Source organism: Sulfitobacter sp. JL08 (genome assembly GCF_003352045.1).
Taxonomy (GTDB): domain Bacteria; phylum Pseudomonadota; class Alphaproteobacteria; order Rhodobacterales; family Rhodobacteraceae; genus JL08.
The window spans coordinates 2686434-2706507 of sequence record NZ_CP025815.1; the positions used below are offsets into that span (position 1 = coordinate 2686434).

The window sequence follows — 20074 nt, forward strand, 5'->3', positions numbered from 1 at the left end:
ATGGGTTAGACCTTGTCTTTATCAGACTCGGGCGTGACGTCCTTGGCCACTTCGGCGGCGTCTTCTTCCAGCTCCTTGTTGCCTTCGCTGATGCCTTTTTTGAACGATGTGATGCCCTTGCCCACTTCGCCCATCAGCGAGCTGATCTTGCCGCGTCCGAACAGAACCAGCACCACAACCGCAATCAGCAGTATTCCGGGCAAACCTATGTTATTCAGCATGTCGTATCTCCTTGTCATGTCCGCACGTCAGGATACGCGCGCACGATTTCGAACCTGTCTTACGGTCTGACGCAGCGGGGGAAAAGCCGCAATAGAGTGCGACGCGCAGGATTCATTCACAAAAACCCCGTCGATTCGGCTTGCATTATCGCAACTGACAGGTTTTTGTCAGTTGATCCCATAACACGGTTTCCTCGTCAATCAGCACCCTCGGTAACATGTCCCGCTCTGATCGCCTTTATGAAATCATCCGGCTTTTGCACGATGGCCAACTGCACCGCGCCGAAGACATCGCCGCCACATTGAATGTGTCGCAGCGCACGATCTATCGCGATATGGAAATGCTGATGGCGACCGGCCTGCCGGTTCAGGGCGAACGGGGCGAAGGATACCGGATCCACGCCAGCATTACCCTGCCTCCGCTGAACCTGACCACACAAGAGCTTGAGGCGCTTAACCTGGGCATTGTGATCGTTGCCCAATCACCCGATCCTGATCTGCGGGCCGCTGCTGATGCTCTCGCCGGCAAGGTCGATGCAGGTCTGCCAACAGAAACAGTGCCCCCCGCGCAGGCATGGAAGTTTGTCACCTCTCCCTTTGCCGATGCAACGCGCAGCTTTGCGCATATTCCGGTCATTCGGGCCGCAATTGCCGCGCGACAGAAACTGGAAATTCACTATCTCGGCGATGACGGCAACTTGTCTCGCCACGTTTTACGCCCGTTGCATGTTGAATATTGGGGGCGCGTCTGGACGCTTACGGCATGGTGCGAATTACATAATAAATTCAAAGAATTTCGCGTTGATCTTATATCAGAATCAACACCTCTTCCGGCCCTGTTCGTTGATGAACCGGGCAAACGGCTGGAGGATTACCAGCGCGTCTGACGCACCCGCAACCTACCGCACCGGAAACACGAAACATTTGTCGCGCCGGATGGTCAGCCACAAAACCGTTCCCTCGGCAGGCAGGAAAACGTTCGGCACAGTGGCACGCAAAAGCGTATCGTCATGTTCCAGACGAAACTCGACCAGCGATTCATGCCCCAGAAACCTTGCCCGTTCGACGGTTGCGCGTGCGGCGACACCTTGCGTCGGGGTTGGCAACGGGCCTTTGCCCGCACGGTCAAAATCAATGCTCAGGTGCTGTGGGCGGAAAACAATATCAACCTCGGTTCCGTCCGGCACGCCCGGTGCCAGAAACCGTCCGAACACCGTCTGCGCCAACGCTCCATTAACCGTGGCGCGCAACACATTGGCATCGCTGAAAAAAGAAACAGATTGGCGATCTACCGGACGGGTATAGACGTTATAGGGCGCGCCCTGTTGCACCACCTTGCCATCGCGCATCAAAGCAATCTCATCCGCCATGCGCATCGCCTCTTCCGGCTCGTGCGTGACCAGAAGAACGGCGGTATCTTCATTTTTCAACAGGCTTAGCGTTTCATCGCGAATGCCATCCCGCAGTCGGTTGTCCAGGCCGGAAAACGGTTCATCCATCAGCATCACCCGCGGCCGTGGCGCCAGCGCCCGCGCCAGTGCAACCCGCTGCTGTTCCCCGCCCGACAACTGGTGCGGAAACCCGTCAATGAACCGCAGCAGATCGACCTTATCCAGCAGTTCCGCCACACGGGCGCGCTTTTCCTCTTTCGTACCGGACAGGCCAAACCCGACATTGCCTGCCACACTCAGATGCGGGAACAGCGCAAAGTCCTGAAACATCAGCCCGATTTCGCGCCGTTCGGGCGGAACGCGATACACCGTGTCACAAATCAGGTTGCCATCGACGTAAATTTCGCCGCTGTCCTGCATTTCAACGCCTGCAATGATCCGCAGGGTTGTGGATTTCCCGCAACCCGACGGCCCGAGAAGGCAGGTCACCTGCCCCGGCATGATCTTTAAAGACACGTCATCCACGACCGAACGGCCATCAAACCGGCGGACAATGTTGCGTATTTCAAGGCGGGGATGCGGGGGGGTCAAAGCGGCCTCTTGGATATCCGATCAAAACCATCGGATTTGGAATATGTCCCTATCAGCCCGATTTCCGGCCCGCAAGCCTGTGCTGCGCCCCAAGGTGCAATTGATCGCCACAGCTTACCGTCACGCGGGCGGCAACAGCGTGAACGCCGCTTCCTGTGTCAGGATACCGTTAACCTGCACGCCGATATAATGCGTCCCGGGATACAGCCGGAACGTTGTCGCATCGCCTTTGAACCTGTGGTTCTTGCGAAAAGTCAGCGGCTGTCCGGGCTGCACAACGGCCTGCTTCAGCTTGAACACTTTCGGCGCGTGCTGCCCCGAACTTTTCAGGAACCGGATGACGTAATCTATCAGAACCGGCGCCTCGTTTCGGGCGGCAATTGTCACATCAAATGTCAAATTATCACCCACATGGACACACGCGTCTTCCAGATGCAGCACGACATCAACCTGTGCCTGCGGGTCAAAACCCATCACGCCCAGGGCGCGGGCATTTCCCTGTTTGATCAGAACCCGCAAGGCGTGCCGCGTCATCCAAGCCAGTTCCGTCTGGTCTTGCCGCCTGTCGCCGGCCCATTTTTCCAGCCTGTCCATCACCAGATCTGAATCAGTTTTAGCTATATCATTCAGATGGTTGGAAACCGATCTTGTCACGTATCTTGTGTTGTCAGCATGCAGGATGTCCAGCAGTGGGAGAACTTTATCAGGTTCGATCGAAACCGCCTTGGCCCAGGGAAGTTTGGGCCGCGTGCCCTCTGATACCAGCCGGCGGACATGATAATTATCATCGCGCGCCCAAACCGCCAAACGGCGCAGGGTTTCTTCTGGCCACACATTCAGGAACGGGCGAATATAGAACTCCATCGAAAACCGCTGTGTTGCGGCATGAAGCAGATCAAGCGCCCGGTCGCGATGATGTTCCAGCCCGTGGCGCACGGCAAGGATGCCCGGAACCGCATGAATGAAGCGCCCGAAATCATCATCCGTGCGCTGCGGATCCAGCGGTGGAGGCATCGCGGCTTCCAACTGCGATGCCATTTCGTTGAAATCCTTGGGCAGGTACGGCTCCAGACAATCGGCCATCCAGTCCAGCCGCTCCAGCAACGCACGATCCCCAAATCCGGCCAGTGTGTCACGATGATAGGCATCCGCGTCGAATCCGGGAATTCCGGTCGACATTTCATTCGCAAAGTCGCGTAAAGACTCGGCGTTAAACAGATGATCTTTCAGCGAAAACTGTGCCATCAGATCGTTGCGTTCGTAGCCCCGCCGTCCAGCAGGATGTTTTGCCCGACAATGAACCCCGCATGCTGCGAACACAGAAACGCGCAGGCCGCGCCAAATTCCTGCCGCGTGCCATAGCGACCTGCCGGAATGCTTGCCGCCCGTTCACTGCGCGCCTGATCCAGCGTGATACCGCGCGCCTTGACCACACCACCATCCAGCGCGTCCGCCCTGTCTGTGGCGTGGATGCCCGGCAACAGGTTGTTGATGTTGACGCCCTTGCCGGCCACCTGGCGCGATGTGCCCGCCACATAGCCCGTCAGACCCGTGCGCGCCGCGTTGGACAGGCCCAGAACCCCGATCGGAGCCTTCACCGACTGCGACGTGATGTTAACCACACGGCCCCACCCGCGATCCATCATGGGCGGCAACAGTGCGGTCATCATCGCAATCGGGGCCAGCATGTTGGCGTCGAGCGCCTTGATGAAATCATCACGATCCCAGTCATGCCACATGCCCGGCGGTGGACCGCCCGCATTTGTCACCAGAATGTCGACATCACCGGCTGCCTCCAGAACCGCGGCACGCCCCTGCTCTGTCGTGATATCCGCCGCAACGGAAGTGACTTCGACGTCGTGTTCGGCGCGTATCGCCGCTGCTGAAAGTTCCAAGGCGTCCGCCCCGCGCGCATTCATCACCAGATGCACACCAGCCGCGGCCAACGCCTCGGCACAGCCCAGACCCAATCCCTTGCTAGACGCGCAGATGATGGCGCGCTTGCCTGCTATACCCAAATCCATAAGTGATCTCCCTTGGTGAAATTTCCCCTTGGGTAACACCACGTCATGCCCCATTGCCAGCAAAACACCGATACATCGGCCACATGCTGACACATTCTTGTGTTCAGACGGTTTTCACCAAATGCTGACAAGGCAACACCAAACATGCCACCCTTGGATTTTGACAGTCCGGAACATGCGCTGCGCGTCTATCGCGGTGACCAGTTTTGCGTGCGGAACGGTGCCAATCTGGGCGATGGGCTGGCGATTGCCGAAGAAATCATGCTGGATGATTGCTACGCGCTGGAACCGGACGCCACACTGACCCGCTTGACCATCCAGTCGGTCGATAACGGCAGATACAGTGTCGGCCCCGGATCAGAGGCCGGCAAACCGGGGCATCCCCTGCATCTGGATTGCGCACTGACGCTGATGTCGCCTGACGGGACAACGACAGAGGCAATTGTTCTGGTCGAAGCCAACAAAAAGGGCAAGTTGAACGAGGTGTACCTGCTGCCGCTGGCCCCGATGGAACCGACCACCCTTTATGCTGTTGTCGGGATCGATATCAATCTGGCCCGCACGAAATTCGCGCAGGTCGCTTGTGTGTCCTTTACGCGTGGAACGCATATTACCATGGCATCGGGTGAACAGGTGCCGGTCCAGAATCTCAGGCCGGGTGATCGCGTACTGACCCGCGATGATGGCGCGCAGAAAATTCGCTGGATCGGGCAGAACACGGTGCGCGCGGTCGGGGCTTTTGCACCTATCAAGATCATGGCGCAAACCCTTAATAACGAACGAGATTTGATCGTCAGCCCTGATCACCGCCTGTTTGTGTATCAACGGACCGATGCACTGGGAACAGGCCGGCCCGAGGTTCTGGTGAAAGCGCGACATCTGGTCAACGGAACAACAATCCAGGTTCAGAACGGCGGCTTCGTCGACTATTTCCAGCTGTTATTCGACCGCCACCAGATCATCTATGCCGAAGGCATTGCCGCAGAATCCATGTTGATCGATTCCCTGACCCGTCCGGCATTGCCCAAGGATCTGAGCGAAAAGCTGGGCCAAACCATTCCCGGCCACACAGACCGCCCGCATCGCGGGCTTGACGTGGCACGCGCCTTGCTGGAAGGCCGCAACGCCGCAGAAATCCTGCGCCGCTCCTCGTCCAGCTGACCCGCGCAGGACCGGGCGAAGTCAAATGCCATCACAACACTGATTTTCTTGCGCTTGCTGCGCGGTCTGCCTATATGCGCGGTTATGTTGGACACCCTTTCAAACCGCCCTGAATTGCCTGCCGAAATTGCCCGCCGCCGGACCTTTGCGATAATCTCGCATCCCGACGCGGGGAAAACCACGTTGACTGAAAAGTTTCTGCTGTTTGGCGGCGCGATCCAGATGGCCGGACAGGTCCGTGCCAAAGGCGAAGCACGGCGCACCCGATCCGACTTCATGCAGATGGAAAAGGATCGCGGCATTTCCGTTTCCGCATCTGCAATGTCTTTTGATTTCAAAGAGTTCCGCTTTAATCTTGTTGATACGCCCGGCCACTCTGACTTTTCCGAAGATACCTATCGCACGCTGACGGCGGTCGATGCCGCCGTGATGGTGATTGATGGCGCCAAGGGCGTGGAAAGCCAGACCCAGAAACTGTTCGAGGTTTGCCGCCTGCGCGATCTGCCGATCCTGACATTCTGTAACAAGATGGACCGCGAAAGCCGCGATGTCTTTGATATCATCGACGAGATCCAGGAAAATCTGGCAATTGACGTGACACCGGCCAGCTGGCCTATCGGCCTGGGCCGCGATTTTATCGGATGCTACGACCTGCTGCGTGACCGGCTTGAACTGATGGACCGCGCGGACCGCAACAAGGTGGCGGAAACCGTCGAAATAAACGGGCTGTATGATCCGAAACTGGCCCAGCATGTCCCCCCCGCGCTGCTGGCCAAGCTGCTTGAAGATCTTGAAATGGTGCGCGAGTTGATGCCGCCTTTGGATCCCAAGGCCTTTCAGGAAGGCACATTGACCCCGATCTGGTTCGGCTCTGCGATCAATTCGTTTGGCGTGCGTGAACTGATGGAAGGGATCGGGAAATACGGCCCGCAGCCCCAGATACAATCGGCCGAACCGCGCAGTATTTTACCAGAAGAAACAAAGGTTTCCGGCTTTGTCTTCAAAGTTCAGGCGAACATGGATCCCAAGCACCGTGATCGCGTGGCCTTTGTCCGCATGGCCTCGGGGCATTTCAAACGCGGTATGAAACTGACCCATGTCAGAACAAAGAAACCGATGGCGATCACCAACCCGGTTCTGTTTCTCGCCTCGGATCGGGAGCTTGCGGATGAAGCGTGGGCAGGTGATATCATCGGCATTCCCAACCACGGCCAGTTGCGTATCGGCGACACGTTGACCGAGGGCGAGGCGCTGCGGGTCAGCGGCATCCCGTCATTCGCACCCGAACTGCTTCAATCCTGTCGCGCAGGCGACCCGATGAAGGCCAAACATCTTGAAAAGGCGCTGATGCAATTTGCCGAAGAAGGCGCCGCCAAGGTTTTCAAGCCCAGCTTTGGCTCCGGCTTTATTGTCGGGGTCGTCGGGCAATTGCAGTTCGAAGTTCTGGCCAGCCGGATCGAACTGGAATACGGCCTGCCTGTGCGCTTTGATCAAAGCCAGTTCACCAGCGCCCGCTGGGTCAGCGGAACGCGGCAAGCCGTTGATAAATTTGTTCAATCCAACAAGCAGCACATCGCACACGATCACGATGGTGACATTGTGTATCTGACACGGCTGCAATGGGATATTGATCGCGTGGAACGGGATTTTCCCGATGTGCAACTGACCGCGACAAAGACAATGATGGCCTGAGTCGACCACGTCACAAGCAAGGTCAGTCCCGCACGCATCGGCTTTCGGATCAGGCCACTTGTGCTAGGCTGCGGTGAAGTCTACGGGCCGGGCGCCCGATGCAGACCGGGGAAAGCACATGACACATTGGGGCCTTGTCGCAACCATCAAAGCACCGGTCAGGGATGTTCTGAACTTTGCCGCCTATCATCTGGATCAGGGGGCCCACCGGCTGTACATTTATCTGGATGAAGCATCAGAAGAGGCGTTTACCCTTTTGAAATCACATCCGAAAGTTCGTGTCGCCACCTGCGATGCAGCGTTCTGGGCAAGACAGGGTGGCAAACGCCCGATCAAGCATCAGGTGCGCCAAAGCCGGAACGCCACCCATGCTTATGCAAGAAAACCCGAGGTGGACTGGCTGACCCATATCGATGTTGACGAGTTCCTTAGCCCATCCGGCGATATTGCGCAGATACTGGCCGCATTGCCCCCCGACATCCTGTGCGCCCGCATCCGCCCGGTCGAAGTGCTGGCAGACGGAGATGGCACTGCATTCAAAGGGTTCATTCCCAGCGGCCCGCACCGCGCCCGCATCGTCGATGAAATCTATCCGACCTACGGCACCTACCTGAAGGGTGGTTTTCTGAGCCATGTGGCGGGCAAGCTTTTTGTGCGCACCGGGTTGGACAACGTGACCTACAAAATCCACAACATGTTTCAAGGCGACGTGATGAATCCGGGGCAAACCGAATTGCCGCAGGTCGATCTGTGCCATTTTCACGCCCGGACATGGCAACATTGGATCGAATCCTATCAATATCGCCTTGAAAAAGGCGCGTATCGCGCCGAATTGGCCGCGGCGGCAGGCGAAAACGGCGTAAACCTGCATCACTTTTTGCTGCAACTGGACCGCAAGGGCGGAACAGATGCCTTGCGCAGGTTCTTTGCAGAGGTGGCGCAGGACACACCCGATCTGCGGCAGCGTTTGCAGGCGCAGGGTGTCTTGCGCAGCCATGATCTGAATCTGGACCGCAAACGCCGCGCATTGTTTCCTGGAACCTGATCCATCGTTTCGATTATCGGCATAATCACGCGAAATCACCGCATCTGTTTGACCCGGCCCCGGGTATTTGCTAAGCGCTGCAGCAAGAACCAGAAATGTGAATAGCCACAGGGCCATACGGGTCCGGTTCGAACCAGATGCGCGGGCCAGGTTGTGTCCGCAACTTGCGGATACATATGACAAAATTTTCTGATCTAAACCTGAATCCCAAGGTTTTAAAAGCCATTGACGAAGCCGGGTATGAAACCCCGACACCGATTCAGGCGGGCGCAATTCCCGCAGCGCTGGAAGGCCGGGATGTATTGGGCATCGCCCAGACCGGCACCGGCAAGACGGCAAGCTTTGTGCTGCCGATGATTACCCTTCTGGCACGGGGCCGTGCACGGGCGCGTATGCCAAGATCTTTGGTGCTGTGCCCGACCCGAGAGTTGGCGGCACAAGTTGCCGAAAACTTCGACACTTACACAAAACACTTGAAGTTGACCAAGGCGCTGCTGATCGGCGGCGTGTCCTTCAAGGAACAGGATATGCTGATTGATCGGGGCGTCGACGTTCTGATTGCCACACCGGGCCGCCTGCTGGATCATTTCGAACGGGGCAAGCTGTTGCTGACCGGCGTTCAGATCATGGTTGTGGACGAAGCCGACAGAATGCTGGACATGGGGTTCATCCCCGATATCGAACGTATTTTCAGCCTGACGCCGTTTACCCGCCAAACCCTGTTTTTCAGCGCCACCATGGCGCCCGAGATCGAACGGATCACAAACACCTTCCTGTCGGCCCCTGCCCGCGTAGAAGTGGCGCGTCAGGCGACAACCGGCGAAAACATCAAACAGGGGGTTCTGATGTTCAAAGGCAGCCGCAAGGATCGCGAGCCGAGCGAGAAGCGCGATGCCCTGCGTGCGCTGATTGATGCCGAAGGCGACAAATGCACAAACGCGATCATCTTCTGCAATCGCAAAACCGATGTGGATATCGTATCAAAATCGCTGGCAAAACACGGCTATGACGCGGCCCCGATCCACGGTGATCTGGATCAGTCGCAGCGGACCCGCACTTTGGATGGGTTTCGCGCGGGTACATTGCGGTTTCTGGTTGCATCCGATGTGGCCGCACGCGGCCTTGACGTGCCAGCCGTCAGTCACGTTTTCAATTTCGACGTGCCCAGCCATGCCGAAGATTACGTGCACCGGATCGGCCGAACTGGCCGTGCCGGTCGCGATGGCAAGGCTGTGATGATCTGCATCCCGCGGGACGAAAAGAACCTCGCGGATATTGAACGGCTTGTGCAAAAGGAAATACCGCGTCTGGCTGATCCGCGCGGCACCAATGCTCCTGCCCCACAGGCGGATACGGCCGAGCCAAAAGGCGAAGGCGAGTCGACAGGGCCCAAGAAACGCACCCGGTCGCGCAAACCGGCCAAGACCGATACAACGCCCGATCAAAAGCCGGCACCGGACAAGGCTGAAACAGCCCCGCAAAAGCAGGATCAATCAGGCGATCAGGACAAGCAAAACCGCAATACCAGAGGCGGGCGCAGCCGCAGTTCCGGCAATCGTGACAGCGGCAACAGCCCCGTCGGACTGGGCGATCATATGCCCGGCTTTATCGCGATGAGCTTTGAAGAGCGCACCGAAAGCGAAACGTCCTGATCAACAGGCGCGAACAGACAAAATTCCGAACCGGACAATAACAGGGTTTTCCAATGGAAAACCCTGTTTCGCTTAACTAAGCCTGCTGACCACCACGGTCACTTCCGGCTTTTTGCCGATTTCGTTCTGCGTGCTTTGACGCACTATACGACGTAACGCCTCTTCCAGTTTGGCGTCATCCGACAGCGTTTTTTCATTCGCGCGATTCAGAAACTGGCTCAGGTCTTCTTCCAGCACGTCGACCAGCGGCGCACGGCTGTGCCCAACCTCTGCCAACCCCATGGTTTCACACCATGCATCGCCCAATGGTTCGTTTTCATCATCGATGATCACCGTCACGATCACATGGCCGTTCAGCGCCATCCGGATCCGGTTGCGCACAACCCCGTCCAGCGCGCCGATCTGAACCGTCCCATCCAGATAGGTACGTCCTGTTTCGATGTATTCCGCCACCGTCGGGGCATTGCCACTCAGGTCGATCATCATACCGTTCACGGCCACGACCCCCTGCAGCCCCTTGCTGGCGGCCAGTTTGACATGTTCGCGCAAATGGCGGTGTTCCCCGTGCATCGGGATCAGCATCTGCGGCTTGACCAGATCGTGCATCGTTTCGAGATCGGGGCGATTTGCGTGACCGGACACGTGGTAATGCCCGCCCGAGCTTTCATCCACCACATCCACACCAATTTCGGAATACGCGTTCACAATCCGAATGACGCCGCGTTCGTTGCCGGGAATGGTTTTGGATGAAAACAGGAACAGATCACCGTCTTTCATCTCGAACCCCTGATAGGTTCCGCGCGCAAGCTGGGCGCTGGCGGCGCGCCGTTCGCCCTGGCTGCCTGTTACCAGCAGCATCAGGTTTTCACGCGGAATGCCTTTGGCATCTTCGGGGCTGACGACACGGGGAAACCCTGTCAGCACACCGGTTTCAATGGCCGCTTCCACCATACGTTTCATCGCCCGCCCCAGCAGCACGATCGAACGCCCGGCACGGTCGCCCGCCTCGGCCAGCGTTTTGACACGGGCCACGTTGGATGCAAATGTCGTGGCGACCACCATGCCATTGGCCGCACTGACCAGCGCTTCGATCTCGGGGCCAACCGACACTTCGGACCGGCCAGCATGGCGCGAAAATACGTTTGTACTGTCGCAGACTAACGCTTTGACACCCGGTTTGGCCACCTCGGCCCATAGCTCGGGATCAAACGGTTCGCCGACAATAGGTGTTTTATCCAGCTTGAAATCACCGGTGTGAATCACCCGCCCGTCCGGGCTGTCGATCACAAGAGCTGAAGATTCGGGGATCGAATGCGAGATTGGCAGAAAGCCGACAGAAAAAGGCCCCGCCACGGTTTGCTGAGGCCATTGGGAAACAACACTAACAGCTTCGGCAGGATGGCCGTTATCTTCCAGTTTGGCGCGTGCGATATTGGCCGTGAACGGGCGCGCATATATCGGCGCTTTCAGATCGGCATAGAAATGCGGCACCGCGCCAACATGGTCCTCGTGGGCATGGGTGATGAATATCGCATCAAGCCGGTCGGCATTCTGTTTCAGCCAGGTCATGTCGGGCAGGATCAGATCAACCCCCGGCGTGCCATCCATATCGGGGAATGTAACACCCAGATCGACCAGAATCAGGCGTTCCTTGCCAGGTTTTCCATAGCCGTACACATAGGCGTTCATACCAATTTCACCCGCCCCGCCAAGGGGAAGGTAAATCAAACGTTCATTGCTCATATTTTAAGAATTATCCTTGTTATACTTATGTATAACGGTCAGGCCGTGCATGGTCAGATCATCCTGAAAGTCGTCGAACAACGCTTCTGTCTGCTGAAACAGCGGGGCCAGACCGCCTGTTGAGATCACGCGCATTTCGCGGGCACGTTCCGCCTTAATGCGGGCACATATCTCACGAACCAGTCCGACGTAACCCCAAAAAACCCCGGATTGCATACAGGCAACAGTATTGGTGCCCACCACGTTTTGCGGCTTTGTGATGTCTACATGCGGCAAGGCGGCCGCCGCCAGATGCAAAGCCTCAAGGCTCAGGTTCACGCCCGGCGCAATAACTCCGCCCACATAGGCGCCATCTGTATCAACCACATCAAAGGTTGTCGCGGTGCCGAAATCCACCATGATCAGATCGCCGCCATAAAGATCAAACCCCGCTACCGTATTGACCAGACGGTCGGGGCCGACCTGTGTGCCTTCGTCGACCCGCACATCGACAGGCAGCAGGCATTCGGGCTTGCCCACCACCAGCGGGCGCGTATTGAAATAGCGATCGGCCAGAACCCGCAGGTTGAACACAACCCGCGGCACCGTCGACGAAATGATCATGTCGGTGATCGGCACGTCAATGTTTTGCAATTTCATCAACGTGCTAAGCCAGACATAATACTGATCCGCCGTGCGCTGCCATTCGGTCGAGGCGCGCCATGTGCCGATAAACGCCTGCCCGTCCCAAATGGAAAAAACCGTGTTGGTGTTGCCGCAGTCAATCGCCAGAAGCATCGCAGCGCCCCCCTTTCAGAAATAGATATCGGCAGCGGGGATGGATACCGGCCCCGTTGCCGTACGCAGAACAAGGTTACCCCGCCCGTCCACCGTTTCAAAGGTGCCCGTGGTTTCACTGGACGCCGTGCGCGCGGTGATCACCTCGCCCAGACGCGCGGCACGGTTCAGCCATGCGGCGCGGATCGGTTCGAACCCGTAGGTGTCAAACTGTGTTTCATAGGCTGCATAGGACGATGCCAAAATGGTCAGAAAATCTTCGGCCTCGATTGCGACCCCGGTTTCAGAAAGCAGCGACACGGGGCGCACAGCGTGGGGTTCGACCGCATCGCCATCAGGGGCTGCGATCAGGTTGACCCCGATACCGATGGCCAGATAGGCGGCCTGCCCACCCTGCCCTGCGCTTTCCAACAGGATACCGGCCAGCTTGCCACCGTTCAGCAGAACATCATTGGGCCATTTCAGCGCCAGCCCCTGCGCGCGCCCGGTCGAGGTTGCAACCGCATCAAACAGCGCCAGCGCCGCCACGAACGAGCGCAAGGCAATCTGATCCACAGGGCCTTTGGGGCGCATGACCAGTGTCGCGGCCAGGTTTCCCTTTGGGTTGACCCATGCGCGCCCCCGCCGCCCCCGCGCCGCCGTCTGGCGATCGGCCAAAATCCATGTAGGGCCTGTCAGGCCCGGTGCAATGCGGGCCGCCTCGTCCAGCGTGCTGTCGATCTCGGCCAGCCGGTGTAACCCGTAACCCACAGGCCAGACAGGTTGTTTAGTTGACAAGCGATGCCGCCGCTGCCGCCGCCGCACCTTCGACGCCGAACATATTGACGATGCCCAGCAGCATGATTGCGGCTGACGCGATCAGGAAACCCCACAAAACGGGGGTGGATCCGCTGTCCAGCTCGTCGGCACGGTCCTCTCCGAAATACATGTAGAAGACGATGCGCAGATAATAGAATGCACCGATGACCGATGCGACCACACCGGCAATCGCCAGCCAGACCAGATCCGCCTCGACCGCGGCGCGCAACACATAAAGCTTGCCGAAAAAGCCCAGCATCGGTGGCACACCCGCAAGGCTGAACAGCAGAATCAGCAAGGCCAGCGCCTTGCCCGGTTCACGTTTGGAGTACATGTTGAGCGCGGAAATATCCGTGACCGGCGCGCCGTCTTTCTGCATCATCAGGATAAACGCGAATGTGCCGACATTCATCGTTACATAGATCGCCATGTAGATCAGCAGCGCCTGCACCCCAAAAGCCGTACCCGCAGCAAGACCCATCAGGGCATAGCCCATATGCGCGATCGAAGAATAAGCCATCAGCCGTTTGATGTTGGTCTGCCCGATCGCGGCAAAGGCGCCCAGAAACATCGACAGGACGGACAGCAGCGCGATGATCTGGCTCCAGTCCGAAACTGCGCCGCCAAAGGCATCATGCATCACGCGCGCGAACAGGCCCATCGCCGCCACCTTGGGCGCGGTGGCAAAAAATGCGGTCACCGGCGTGGGCGATCCTTCGTAGACATCAGGTGTCCACATGTGAAACGGCACCGCCGACACCTTGAACGCCATGCCGGAAATCAGGAAGACCAGCCCGAACAACAGGCCCAGCGACACTTCGCCATGAACTGCCGTCTGGATGATACCGCTGAACAGGGTTGTGCCTGCATAACCGTAAACCAGCGATGCACCATAAAGCAGCAGCCCCGAAGACAACGCGCCCAGAACAAAATATTTCAATCCCGCCTCGGTTGATTTGACCGAGTCGCGGCGCAAAGACGCGACCACGTAAAGCGCCAGAGATTGCAGTTCCAATCCCATGTACAGCGCCATCAGATCGCCCGCGCTGACCATCATCATCATGCCCACGGCACTCAGCGCCACCAGCAGCGGATATTCAAACCGCAGCAGGCCGCGGCGCTGCATGTATTCCTCGCTCATCACCAGAACGGCGGCGGCGGATAGCAGGATCGTCACCTTGGCAAACCGCGCGAAGCTGTCTTCGATGAACATGCCGTTAAAGGCCACTTGCGTGCCCTCGCCCGTCATGCCGATCCACAAGGCCAGACCAACCATCAGGGCCGCTGTCGCCCAGACCAGAAGCGGGGCGGCACCGTCCTTGGAGGTATAAACGGCCCCCAACAACGCCAGCATCGCGTACACGGCCAGCATCATTTCCGGCAGGATAACGTTCAGATCAGCAACAAGCATGGCCCGGGCCTTTTCTTTTTCTAGTTCGACGCGATCTGGCTGGCGGCATCCGCCGCGGCCAGGGCCGTGTCATAATTGGAAACCAGCGCCTCGACCGAGGGGCCGATGATATCAAGCACCAGCGCGGGATAGACCCCCAGCAGGATCGTCATCACCACAAGCGGCGCGAATATCGCCTTTTCGCGGCGGGTCATATCCGTGATCGACTTCAGGCTTTCCTTGATCAGATCTCCAAACACCACACGGCGATAAAGCCACAGCGCATAGGCCGCCGAAAAGATCACACCGGATGTGGCAACAGCCGCCACCCACGTGTTGACCTGGAATATCCCCATCAGCGTCAGGAATTCACCGACGAAACCGGACGTACCCGGAAGGCCGACATTGGCCATGGTGAACAGCATGAAGATCAGCGCATAGGCCGGCATCCGGTTCACCAGACCGCCATAGGCCTCGATCTCGCGGGTGTGCATGCGGTCATAGATCACGCCGACGCACAGGAACAACGCGCCCGAAATGAAGCCGTGGCTGATCATCTGGAAAATTGCACCGTCCACGCCCTGCTGGTTGGCGGCGAAAATCCCCATGGTGACAAAGCCCATATGCGCCACGGATGAATAGGCGATCAGCTTTTTCATATCGTCCTGCACCAGTGCCACCAGCGACGTATAGACAATCGCAATCGCGCTCATCCACAGAACCAGAGGCGTCAGCACTTCAGAGCCGACAGGGAACATCGGCAGGCTGAAGCGCAAGAACCCGTACCCGCCCATTTTCAACAGGATCGCGGCCAGAACCACAGACCCCGCAGTCGGGGCCTGAACGTGCGCATCGGGCAACCATGTATGCACCGGCCACATAGGCATTTTCACCGCAAAGCTGGCAAAGAAGGCCAGGAACAGCAGCGTTTGCATTCCGCCGACAACATGCACACCCAGCACATCGATATCGCCAAAGGCAAACTGGTGAACCAGCAGTTTTTCAATGTCAGTGGTGCCTGCATCAGCAAACATGCCAACCATTGCCACCAACATCAGAACCGATCCAAGGAAGGTATATAGAAAGAATTTGAAGCTGGCGTAAATCCGCTCCTTGCCGCCCCATATGCCGATGATCAGGAACATCGGGATCAATCCGGCCTCGAAGAACAAGTAGAACAGCACCAGATCCAGCGCCATGAAAACGCCCAGCATCAGTGTTTCCAGCAACAGGAACGCGATCATGTATTCCTTGACGCGGGTTTCCACATTCCAGGAGGCCGCGATTGTCAGCGGCATCATGAATGTGGTCAGCATCACAAACAGAACCGAAATGCCATCAACACCCATCTTGTATTGCAGGCCCAGCAGCCATTCGCCCTGTTCGACAAACTGGAACCCGGTGTCGTTCGGATCAAACTCTGCCAGAATGAACAGGGACACGATAAAGGTGGCCGATGTCGCAATCAGCGCAAGCCATTTGGCATTGCGGTTGGCGGCCTCGTCATCGCCGCGCAAAAAGACCAGCAGGATAAGCGCCGCAATGGCCGGAATGAACGTTACAATCGTCAGCAGGTTGTCCATTAGTTTGCTCCCCCGCCCAGAGACATCCAAGTGACCAGAAGAACAATTCCGATCACCATCGCGAATGCGTAGGTAAAGATGTAACCCGACTGAAACCGGCCCGCGAGGCGGGTGAAGAACGGAACAATTCCCATCGCCACGCCATTCAGGCTGCCGTCAATCACATTGCCGTCGCCGCGTTTCCACAGGAACCGCCCAATGGCTTTGGCCGGACCGACAAAGATCACGTCATAAAGTTCGTCAAAATACCATTTGTTCTTGAAGAACAGGTAGAGCGGGCGCTGGTTTTCGGCCAGACGCGCGGGCAGGCTTGGGTTCCAGATGTAAAACCACAACGCCATGATCAAACCGCCCAGCATCGCGACAAACGGGCTTACCTTGACCCATTTTGGCACATTATGGGCATCATCCAGCACGGTGTTGTCCTTGCCAAAGTAAAGTGCGCCATCGCCCGGATTGCCGGCAAAAGCATAGTGATGTTCTTTGGCGTCGCCGTGGTCTGCACCTTCTGCCGTCGCCGCAGCCCCGCTATGGTCGGTGTCCGTATCGCTCGCAGCTTCGCCATGGGCGGCATCATCGCCATGCACGCCCGCTTCCTCGTAGGGGATGCCGTAGAACTTTGCCACTTCGTCGGTGTGGCCAAAAAAGCTTGAATGCCAGACCATGCCGGCCAGCACCGCACCAACACTCAGAACACCCAGCGGGATCAGCATGACCTTGGGCGATTCATGGGCATGCTCGTGCGTGTGCTTGTCGCCGCGCGGGGTGCCGAAAAACGTCAGGAACATCAGGCGCCAGCTGTAAAAACTTGTCATGGCAGCAGCCACGACCAGCAGCCAGAACCCATAGCCGGACCCGCCCGCATAGGCGCTTTCGATGATCGCGTCCTTGGACAGAAACCCGGCAAAGCCGATATAGGTCAGCGGGATGCCGACGCCGGTAATCGCCAGCGTGCCGATCATCATCGCCCAGTAGGTGTAGGGTATCTTCTTACGCAACCCGCCATAATTGGTCATGTCCTGTTCGTGGTGCATCGCGTGGATCACCGAACCGGCCCCAAGGAACAGCAGCGCCTTGAAAAACGCGTGCGTCAGCAGGTGGAACATCGCAGCCGAATACATGCCAACACCGGCGGCCACGAACATATAGCCCAGTTGCGAACAGGTCGAATAGGCGATGACGCGCTTGATATCGGTCTGGACCAGACCCACTGTCGCCGCGAAAAACGCTGTGGTGGCACCGATTACGGTAACAAACGCCATGGCGGCTGGTGCAAACTCCATCAGCGGCGACATCCGGCACACAAGGAAAACCCCCGCCGTCACCATGGTTGCCGCGTGGATCAGCGCCGACACCGGTGTCGGGCCTTCCATCGCGTCCGGCAACCAAGTGTGCAAAAACAGCTGTGCAGATTTACCCATTGCCCCGATGAACAGAAGAACAGCAATCAGGTTGGCTGCATTCCATTCCCCCCACAAAAACGCCAGTTGCGTTTCTGCAAGTTCCGGCACAGCGGCAAATACATCGTCGAACCGGATGCTGTCTGTCAGGTAAAACAGCGCGAATATGCCCAATGCAAAACCGAAATCGCCGACCCGGTTGACGACAAACGCCTTGATCGCGGCGGCATTGGCGCTGGGTTTGCGATAGTAGAACCCGATCAGCAGGTACGAAGCAACGCCCACACCTTCCCAGCCAAAGAACATCTGCACGAGGTTGTCGGCTGTGACCAGCATCAGCATCGCAAAGGTAAAGAACGACAGATAGGCAAAGAAACGCGGTTTATAGGTTTCGCCTTCGCGCCATTGCGGATCATTGTCCATGTAGCCAAAGGAATAAAGGTGCACCAGTGCGGACACTGTGGTGATCACGATCAGCATGATCGCGGTCAGCCGGTCCATCCGGATCGCCCAGTCGGTGCTAAGTGTTCCACTTTCGATCCAGCGCAGGATCTGGATCTGTTCGGTCACGCCGTCAAAGCCGAGGAACACAATCCAGCTGAGCAGCGCGGACAGGAACAGCAATCCGGTCGAGACCCAAAGGGCAGCCGTTTCACCGATGAACTTCCAGCCGAACCCGCAGATCAGGCTGCCCACCAGCGGGGCAAAGAGGATGATGGTTTCCATTGGTCTCTTAGCCCTTCATCACGTTGACATCTTCAACCGCGATTGTCCCACGGTTGCGGAAGAAACAGACCAGAATGGCCAGACCGATCGCTGCTTCTGCTGCGGCGACCGTCAGGACAAACAGGGTAAACACCTGCCCGACCAGATCACCCAGAAAGCTCGAGAATGCGACCAGATTGATATTCACGGCCAGCAGCATCAGTTCGATGCTCATCAGCAGGATGATCACGTTCTTGCGGTTCAGGAAAAGCCCGAAAATGCCGATCACAAACAGCGTCGCCGCCACAATCAGGTAATGTTCAAGTCCGATCATCGTTTCGTCCCACGTTCTTTTTTGTTGCCGAGGTTCTTGATGAACCCCGTTTCGTTTCCTGCGTGCAGAAAACGCTTATAGTCCCTGGCCCGGCTTTACGTCTTTCAGTTCCATTGCCTTGGCCGGATCACGCATCATCTGCGCAATCACATCCTGCCGTTTCACATCCACACGGTGGCGCAGCGTCAGCACGATCGCCCCGATCATCGCCACCAGCAGGATCAGCCCTGCCAGCTGGAACAGCAGAAAATACTGGTCATAAAGGATCATCCCCAGCGCTTCGGTATTGTGCCGGTCCACCGGGGCCACCTGCGCGCGCATGCTGTCTGCCGCTGCGCTGGTTTCCCAGACACCAAAAGCGATGCCGAACTGCATCAACAGGATCACACCGATCAGCAGGGCCAGCGGCATATAGCGCGCCATTTCGGCCTTCAACTCGGCAAAATCGATATCCAGCATCATCACGACAAACAGGAACAGCACCGCAACCGCGCCGACATAGACAATGATCAGCAGCATCGCGACAAATTCGGCCCCCAGCAGCACGAACAATCCGGCCGATGACAGAAACGCAAGGATCAGCCACAGCACCGAATGCACCGGATTGCGGCTGATGACAGTGAACAATCCGCCCGCGATCACGCAGATCGCAAACAGGTAAAAGGCAAACACGGTCATTTCTTGTCGTCCTCTTTCATCACGTCCTGCGCCAGTTCCAGTGCGCGGTTCATCGCAGGCAAGCCCGCGAACATCGACATCTGGCCGATGGTTTCCACGATTTCCTGTTTCTTGGCCCCCGCCTCAAGCGCGTGGCGCACAGTCTGGCGCACGGCAACATCGGCCTGTGCGCCCTGCATGGTCAGGCCCGCCAGCGTCAGCAGCAGGCGGGTTTTCGCATCCAGCCCGTCTTCGTTCACCGCGTTGCCGAACATCATTTCCATCATTTCCTTGGGCATCGTCGGCCACAGGCTTTCGAAACCTTTGGGCGAAAACGATTCCAGCGCAGGGTTCAGCGCTTTCGCCATCTCCTGCGCCTGCTTCATCATCGCTTCGAACGGGTTTGTTGCATCAGTCATCGGTAGGGCGCATCCATTTCCAGATTGCGGGCAATCTCTGCCTCCCAGCGGTCGCCGTTTTCCAGCAACTTGTCCTTGTCATAGAACAGCTCTTCACGGGTCTCGGTGGCAAACTCGAAATTCGGACCTTCCACAATGGCATCGACCGGGCAGGCCTCCTGGCAAAAACCGCAATAGATGCATTTGGTCATGTCGATATCATAGCGCGTGGTGCGCCGGCTGCCGTCTTCGCGCGGTTCGGCATCGATTGTGATGGCCTGCGCGGGGCAGATCGCTTCGCACAGCTTGCACGCAATACAGCGCTCTTCTCCGTTGGGATACCGGCGCAGCGCGTGTTCGCCGCGGAAACGGGCCGACAATGGCCCTTTTTCATGCGGATAGTTCAGTGTCGCCTTGGGGCGGAAAAAGTATTTCAAACCCAGTTTGAACCCGACAAAGAAATCCTGAAGCAGGAAGTATTTCGCGGCACGTGTATAATCGATCTGTGTCAC

Annotated in this window: 19 protein-coding genes; 5 read left to right on the forward strand and 14 right to left on the reverse strand. The window is 57.5% G+C overall.

Annotation, left to right across the window (positions count from 1 at the left end):
* Positions 1-5: 5 nt before the first annotated feature.
* Positions 6-221 carry a twin-arginine translocase TatA/TatE family subunit gene (locus C1J05_RS13195; RefSeq protein WP_114870651.1) on the reverse strand — a complete coding sequence of 72 codons (216 nt, stop codon included), beginning with the start codon at positions 219-221 and terminating at the stop codon, positions 6-8.
* A gap of 218 nt (positions 222-439) precedes the next feature.
* Here C1J05_RS13195 and C1J05_RS13200 point away from each other — a divergent pair, with 218 nt between their 5' ends.
* Positions 440-1108, forward strand: coding sequence for a helix-turn-helix transcriptional regulator (locus C1J05_RS13200; protein ID WP_114870652.1), 669 nt, complete (start codon positions 440-442; stop codon positions 1106-1108).
* A 12-nt stretch (positions 1109-1120) separates the two neighbouring features.
* Here the strand turns inward: C1J05_RS13200 and C1J05_RS13205 are convergent, their stop codons facing one another.
* From C1J05_RS13205 to C1J05_RS13215, 3 genes are all read right to left on the reverse strand, one after another.
* The gene (locus C1J05_RS13205) at positions 1121-2203 is read right to left on the reverse strand and encodes an ABC transporter ATP-binding protein (protein WP_114870653.1); all 1083 of its coding nucleotides are present in this window, start codon (positions 2201-2203) and stop codon (positions 1121-1123) included.
* Positions 2204-2323: 120 nt separating this feature from the next.
* Positions 2324-3448, reverse strand: a complete 1125-nt coding sequence (locus tag C1J05_RS13210; RefSeq protein ID WP_114870654.1) for a DNA alkylation repair protein — start codon at positions 3446-3448, stop codon at positions 2324-2326.
* Positions 3448-4227, reverse strand: coding sequence for an SDR family oxidoreductase (locus tag C1J05_RS13215; protein ID WP_114870655.1), 780 nt, complete (start codon positions 4225-4227; stop codon positions 3448-3450). Before C1J05_RS13215 ends, C1J05_RS13210 begins: the two co-directional genes overlap by 1 nt.
* Positions 4228-4371: 144 nt before the next feature.
* On the opposite strand from C1J05_RS13215, the gene C1J05_RS13220 reads away from it, so the two are divergent.
* The 4 genes from C1J05_RS13220 (at position 4372) to C1J05_RS13235 (ending at position 9777) form a co-directional block, all read left to right on the forward strand.
* Positions 4372-5388 (forward strand): Hint domain-containing protein, encoded by a 1017-nt coding sequence (locus tag C1J05_RS13220; protein WP_114870656.1) that lies wholly within the window; start codon positions 4372-4374, stop codon positions 5386-5388.
* Positions 5389-5472: 84 nt separating this feature from the next.
* Complete coding sequence (locus tag C1J05_RS13225; protein ID WP_114870657.1) at positions 5473-7080, forward strand: peptide chain release factor 3; 1608 nt, start codon at positions 5473-5475, stop codon at positions 7078-7080.
* Between the two features lie 118 nt (positions 7081-7198).
* Positions 7199-8125: a glycosyltransferase family 2 protein gene (locus C1J05_RS13230; protein ID WP_114870658.1), complete on the forward strand. Its 927-nt coding sequence runs from the start codon at positions 7199-7201 to the stop codon at positions 8123-8125.
* 176 nt (positions 8126-8301) lie between these two features.
* The gene (locus tag C1J05_RS13235) at positions 8302-9777 is read left to right on the forward strand and encodes a DEAD/DEAH box helicase (RefSeq protein WP_114870659.1); all 1476 of its coding nucleotides are present in this window, start codon (positions 8302-8304) and stop codon (positions 9775-9777) included.
* Between the two features lie 72 nt (positions 9778-9849).
* On the opposite strand, the gene C1J05_RS13240 is transcribed toward C1J05_RS13235, so the two are convergent.
* From C1J05_RS13240 to nuoI, 10 genes are all read right to left on the reverse strand, one after another.
* Positions 9850-11520 (reverse strand): ribonuclease J, encoded by a 1671-nt coding sequence (locus C1J05_RS13240; RefSeq protein ID WP_114870660.1) that lies wholly within the window; start codon positions 11518-11520, stop codon positions 9850-9852.
* Positions 11521-11523: 3 nt separating this feature from the next.
* Entirely contained in the window at positions 11524-12297 is a 774-nt protein-coding gene (locus C1J05_RS13245; protein ID WP_114870661.1) for a type III pantothenate kinase, read from the reverse strand.
* Positions 12298-12312: 15 nt separating this feature from the next.
* Positions 12313-13074, reverse strand: a complete 762-nt coding sequence (locus C1J05_RS13250) for a biotin--[acetyl-CoA-carboxylase] ligase (protein WP_114870662.1) — start codon at positions 13072-13074, stop codon at positions 12313-12315.
* Complete coding sequence (gene nuoN / locus C1J05_RS13255; protein WP_114870663.1) at positions 13064-14506, reverse strand: NADH-quinone oxidoreductase subunit NuoN; 1443 nt, start codon at positions 14504-14506, stop codon at positions 13064-13066. The genes C1J05_RS13250 and nuoN overlap by 11 nt, the downstream gene beginning before the upstream one ends.
* Positions 14507-14526: 20 nt before the next feature.
* On the reverse strand, positions 14527-16068 hold the full coding sequence (locus C1J05_RS13260; protein WP_114870664.1) for an NADH-quinone oxidoreductase subunit M: 1542 nt from the start codon (positions 16066-16068) through the stop codon (positions 14527-14529).
* On the reverse strand, positions 16068-18194 hold the full coding sequence (nuoL, locus tag C1J05_RS13265) for an NADH-quinone oxidoreductase subunit L (RefSeq protein WP_114870665.1): 2127 nt from the start codon (positions 18192-18194) through the stop codon (positions 16068-16070). Before nuoL ends, C1J05_RS13260 begins: the two co-directional genes overlap by 1 nt.
* A 7-nt stretch (positions 18195-18201) precedes the next feature.
* Complete coding sequence (nuoK, locus tag C1J05_RS13270) at positions 18202-18507, reverse strand: NADH-quinone oxidoreductase subunit NuoK (protein WP_114870666.1); 306 nt, start codon at positions 18505-18507, stop codon at positions 18202-18204.
* A gap of 75 nt (positions 18508-18582) precedes the next feature.
* Positions 18583-19185, reverse strand: coding sequence for an NADH-quinone oxidoreductase subunit J (locus tag C1J05_RS13275; protein ID WP_114870667.1), 603 nt, complete (start codon positions 19183-19185; stop codon positions 18583-18585).
* Complete coding sequence (locus C1J05_RS13280; protein WP_114870668.1) at positions 19182-19583, reverse strand: carboxymuconolactone decarboxylase family protein; 402 nt, start codon at positions 19581-19583, stop codon at positions 19182-19184. The genes C1J05_RS13275 and C1J05_RS13280 overlap by 4 nt, the downstream gene beginning before the upstream one ends.
* Entirely contained in the window at positions 19580-20074 is a 495-nt protein-coding gene (gene nuoI, locus C1J05_RS13285) for an NADH-quinone oxidoreductase subunit NuoI (protein ID WP_114870669.1), read from the reverse strand. Before nuoI ends, C1J05_RS13280 begins: the two co-directional genes overlap by 4 nt.

Excerpts from the sequence above, each read along its gene's own strand:
- C1J05_RS13195 (WP_114870651.1), bottom strand. The coding sequence starts at position 221 with ATGCTGAATAACATAGGTTTGCCCGGAATACTGCTGATTGCGGTTGTG.
- C1J05_RS13200 (WP_114870652.1), top strand. The coding sequence starts at position 440 with ATGTCCCGCTCTGATCGCCTTTATGAAATCATCCGGCTTTTGCACGAT.
- C1J05_RS13210 (WP_114870654.1), bottom strand. The coding sequence starts at position 3,448 with ATGGCACAGTTTTCGCTGAAAGATCATCTGTTTAACGCCGAGTCTTTA.
- C1J05_RS13215 (WP_114870655.1), bottom strand. The coding sequence starts at position 4,227 with ATGGATTTGGGTATAGCAGGCAAGCGCGCCATCATCTGCGCGTCTAGC.
- C1J05_RS13220 (WP_114870656.1), top strand. The coding sequence starts at position 4,372 with ATGCCACCCTTGGATTTTGACAGTCCGGAACATGCGCTGCGCGTCTAT.
- C1J05_RS13225 (WP_114870657.1), top strand. The coding sequence starts at position 5,473 with ATGTTGGACACCCTTTCAAACCGCCCTGAATTGCCTGCCGAAATTGCC.
- C1J05_RS13230 (WP_114870658.1), top strand. The coding sequence starts at position 7,199 with ATGACACATTGGGGCCTTGTCGCAACCATCAAAGCACCGGTCAGGGAT.
- C1J05_RS13235 (WP_114870659.1), top strand. The coding sequence starts at position 8,302 with ATGACAAAATTTTCTGATCTAAACCTGAATCCCAAGGTTTTAAAAGCC.
- C1J05_RS13240 (WP_114870660.1), bottom strand. The coding sequence starts at position 11,520 with ATGAGCAATGAACGTTTGATTTACCTTCCCCTTGGCGGGGCGGGTGAA.
- C1J05_RS13245 (WP_114870661.1), bottom strand. The coding sequence starts at position 12,297 with ATGCTTCTGGCGATTGACTGCGGCAACACCAACACGGTTTTTTCCATT.
- nuoN (WP_114870663.1), bottom strand. The coding sequence starts at position 14,506 with ATGCTTGTTGCTGATCTGAACGTTATCCTGCCGGAAATGATGCTGGCC.
- C1J05_RS13260 (WP_114870664.1), bottom strand. The coding sequence starts at position 16,068 with ATGGACAACCTGCTGACGATTGTAACGTTCATTCCGGCCATTGCGGCG.
- nuoL (WP_114870665.1), bottom strand. The coding sequence starts at position 18,194 with ATGGAAACCATCATCCTCTTTGCCCCGCTGGTGGGCAGCCTGATCTGC.
- nuoK (WP_114870666.1), bottom strand. The coding sequence starts at position 18,507 with ATGATCGGACTTGAACATTACCTGATTGTGGCGGCGACGCTGTTTGTG.
- C1J05_RS13275 (WP_114870667.1), bottom strand. The coding sequence starts at position 19,185 with ATGACCGTGTTTGCCTTTTACCTGTTTGCGATCTGCGTGATCGCGGGC.
- C1J05_RS13280 (WP_114870668.1), bottom strand. The coding sequence starts at position 19,583 with ATGACTGATGCAACAAACCCGTTCGAAGCGATGATGAAGCAGGCGCAG.